Here is a 3,136-nt window from a genome sequence, read left to right as displayed (position 1 = left end):
ACAACAGCACCCCATCTAACAACCACTTTGCATTCGTCAACAAACATGAATAAAATATTCATTAATTATAACAGTCATGTTATTAACGGAAATAAAAAAACTCTTCTGAATCATTACAAATACCAAAGACTGTTTCATAACACTGAGAGCTAGTAAATGTGTGATGGTGCCGATCTTCTCCTTCATAAGCGTAAAGATGGAGTGCACGATGGATTTACTGTCATAGTATTCATGAGCTGCGTCGCAAAATGGGCCTTGGTGTAACTAGATGTTTCTTTAAAACATACAAGACATCACCATGATCTAACTTCAGATACATAACAGTTAAGATATCACTCCTTTTTGCGTCTGTTTTTTCATCCTCAAAATTATACCTTTATCGTTTTTAGTGCCAACAACAGTAGAAAATCATTAATATTGTATAGTTTGTATATTTCAATTATCTTATACAGTGGAATTGTATAATCTATACATTTATTAAATAATTCAATTATTATCCTATTGATCATTACTCTTACAAAAGACAGTTTGCCAATTTATCGACAAAAACATCCTTCAAGATGATCATTAACAATCCCTACGGACTGCATAAAAGCATAACAAATTGTGGGACCAACGAATGTCCAGCCACGTCTCTTCAAGTCTTGAGAAAGACGAAGAGAAGCAGGTGTCATAGGGTTAGCCAACAGTGTTTGAAAGTCTATCTTTTCATAACGCTCTGATTGTGGTGGCTGAAAAGACCAAAAATAGCGGGACAAACTTCCCCACTCTGTTATAATTTCTTGTGCTCTAAGTGCATTATTAAGCACTGATTGAATTTTTCCTTGATGGCGAACAATGTCTTTATTTTGCATTAACATTTTCACCTTTAGCTCATCGTAATGAACAATCTTTTCAAAGTCAAAGTGATCAAATGCAACGCGAAAAAAAGAGCGTTTTTTTAAAATTGTAAACCAAGAAAGCCCCGCTTGGAAACCTTCAAGACAAATTTTCTCAAACAAACGAATATCCTCAAAAACAGGCTTTCCCCATTCGGTATCATGATAAGCACAATAAAGTGGATCCGTTCCAGCCCATGCGCAACGAACTTTTCCATCTACTCCCTTAAGAAGACCTTCCGCAAGCATGGCATTAACCGTATTAAAAGAGAGTTCCTTGATCATCGCTTGGCGACTTTATCTGCTTGTGTTTTGACCGTTTAGCGGAAATAGGCTCTTGTGTTGCAACACTGATATCTCCATCAAAAAAACGTAAATTTATGTGCCCCATTTCAGGAAACTGAGCCAAGCGTTTAATGGGCTTATTCTCTTTCCCCAAAGCCAAAACAAAACCGCGCTCCAAAATATTCTGATATGAAGTGCTTCTTAAAAGCCTAGATACTACCTCTAACCCAGCCCGTTGTTTTTCCACACTACGCACAAAAGCACGCTGAAGACGTGCCGTATATTCCTTTGTATTGCGTTGTGCTTTTTCACTATTTAACAAACGCGGTGAAAAACGCACACCAAGTGCATGAAAAGAAAAACGTTTTTTATCGTAGCTTACACAAAGAGCACGCTGCAATCGACTTGAAGTTTCATCCAAACCACGCCGTGGTAAAGCAAAAAGTTGATCGGCAGTCGGAAGAGCTCGTAGAGTAGCACGCAATTTTTGTCGATAAAAATCCAAATAACGCGCGAGTCCCTTGCGCAAACGTGCATCAAGCGATGCCACCAGCACCTCGAGATCAAGCTTAACAGGAACAGCCCGTTCTGCTGCGGCGGTAGGAGTTGGAGCGCGCCAATCAGCCACATAATCAATCAAGGTCCAGTCCGTTTCATGCCCAACAGCAGAAATAACAGGAAGAGAAGATTCATAAACAGCACGAACAACAGCTTCGTCATTAAACCCCCACAAATCTTCTAAACTTCCTCCTCCCCGTGCAACAATAATAAGATCAGGTTTTGGAATAAGTCCACCTAGACCAAGAGCATTAAAACCTTCAACAGCAACAGCCACTTCCCTCCCACTTGTTTCCCCCTGAACACGTACAGGCCAAACCAAAATATGCAACGGAAAACGATCGGATATACGATGAATAATATCACGAATAACAGCACCTGTTGGTGATGTTACAACGCCTAAAATTCGAGGCATATAAGGCAAAGGTTTTTTCTTTTCTTCATCAAACAAGCCTTCTTCTAAAAACTTTTTCTTACGATTTTCAAGAAGTGTCATCAAAGCACCAACCCCCGTTGGTTCAAGAGCCTCAATGACAATTTGATATTTCGATGACCCTGGATACGTCGTAAGTTTACCAACAGCAACTACTTCCATCCCTTCTTCAGGAGGGAATTTGAGCTTTTCCATAACTCCACGCCAAATAACAGCTTCCAACCGTGCCTTATCATCTTTTAAAGCAAAATAAGCATGTCCCGAAGCATGAGTACCACGGTACCCTGATATCTCCCCACGCACCCGTACATAACCAAACTTTTCTTCAACAACACGCTTTAGAGCCCCTGCTATTTCGGAAACAGTGAATTCTGCCACATTTGTTACACCTGTTTTTTCACTAAACAAACTTACCATTTTTCAATTCTTTACGCCCGTTTCTGTGAATCTTTTTGAAACAACACATCTTTAAACTTTTGATTTATAGCTTCATCAAAATACCCATAACACCGGCTAGAACAGCTTATATTTTTAATTTCAAATCGATTATCAGGGTTGTAAAAAAACTTGAAGCCGTTGTACGGGGATGTCTAGAGTCATTATTTCATCCGAAAATTGTATCAATAGAAGTTAAAATATTCAATCCTAACATCCAAACAAACACATCTTCTATAAGAATTCCTGAAATAAAATTCTCTACACAACATAGTAATCCATTCCCGATAGAATTCAATGTATTGCAAAGTATTAAAGAGCTTTGCAATACATCAAATATATCATGACCCTGTTTTTTATATTTTATAAACTTGATACCTTCTTATTTTTCAATTGCACTATAAAAAATACGTGGTGCACTATTCCAAACCCATTTTTTAACATCAGGTGTCATCGCTATCGTGTGATACGTCTGATAGATAAAAGCATAAGGCCCTTTCTGCATAAAATCACGTTGTAAATCAGCATACATTTGCGCCCGTTTTTT

General features: G+C 38.4%; 2 protein-coding genes and 1 pseudogene. All 3 read right to left on the bottom strand.

From position 1 onward, the window contains the following. Window positions 1-536: 536 nt before the first annotated feature. On the bottom strand, window positions 537-1,163 hold the full coding sequence (locus tag ACFIL8_RS07800; protein WP_375632504.1) for a DNA-3-methyladenine glycosylase I: 627 nt from the start codon (window positions 1,161-1,163) through the stop codon (window positions 537-539). Next, the gene (xseA, locus tag ACFIL8_RS07795) at window positions 1,141-2,571 is read right to left on the bottom strand and encodes an exodeoxyribonuclease VII large subunit (RefSeq protein ID WP_375689341.1); all 1,431 of its coding nucleotides are present in this window, start codon (window positions 2,569-2,571) and stop codon (window positions 1,141-1,143) included. The genes ACFIL8_RS07800 and xseA overlap by 23 nt, the downstream gene beginning before the upstream one ends. A 400-nt stretch (window positions 2,572-2,971) precedes the next feature. Next, window positions 2,972-3,136: pseudogene (locus tag ACFIL8_RS07790) on the bottom strand (ABC transporter substrate-binding protein); the annotation flags it as partial.

This window comes from Bartonella sp. AP57NXGY (assembly GCF_042195805.1).
GTDB lineage: Bacteria > Pseudomonadota > Alphaproteobacteria > Rhizobiales > Rhizobiaceae > Bartonella.
Note: the sequence above shows the minus strand (reverse complement) of the source record. Positions and strands in the feature narration are given on the sequence as shown.

Coding starts and splice junctions, on each gene's coding strand:
- ACFIL8_RS07800 (WP_375632504.1), bottom strand. CDS start 1,163: ATGATCAAGGAACTCTCTTTTAATACGGTTAATGCCATGCTTGCGGAA.
- xseA (WP_375689341.1), bottom strand. CDS start 2,571: ATGGTAAGTTTGTTTAGTGAAAAAACAGGTGTAACAAATGTGGCAGAA.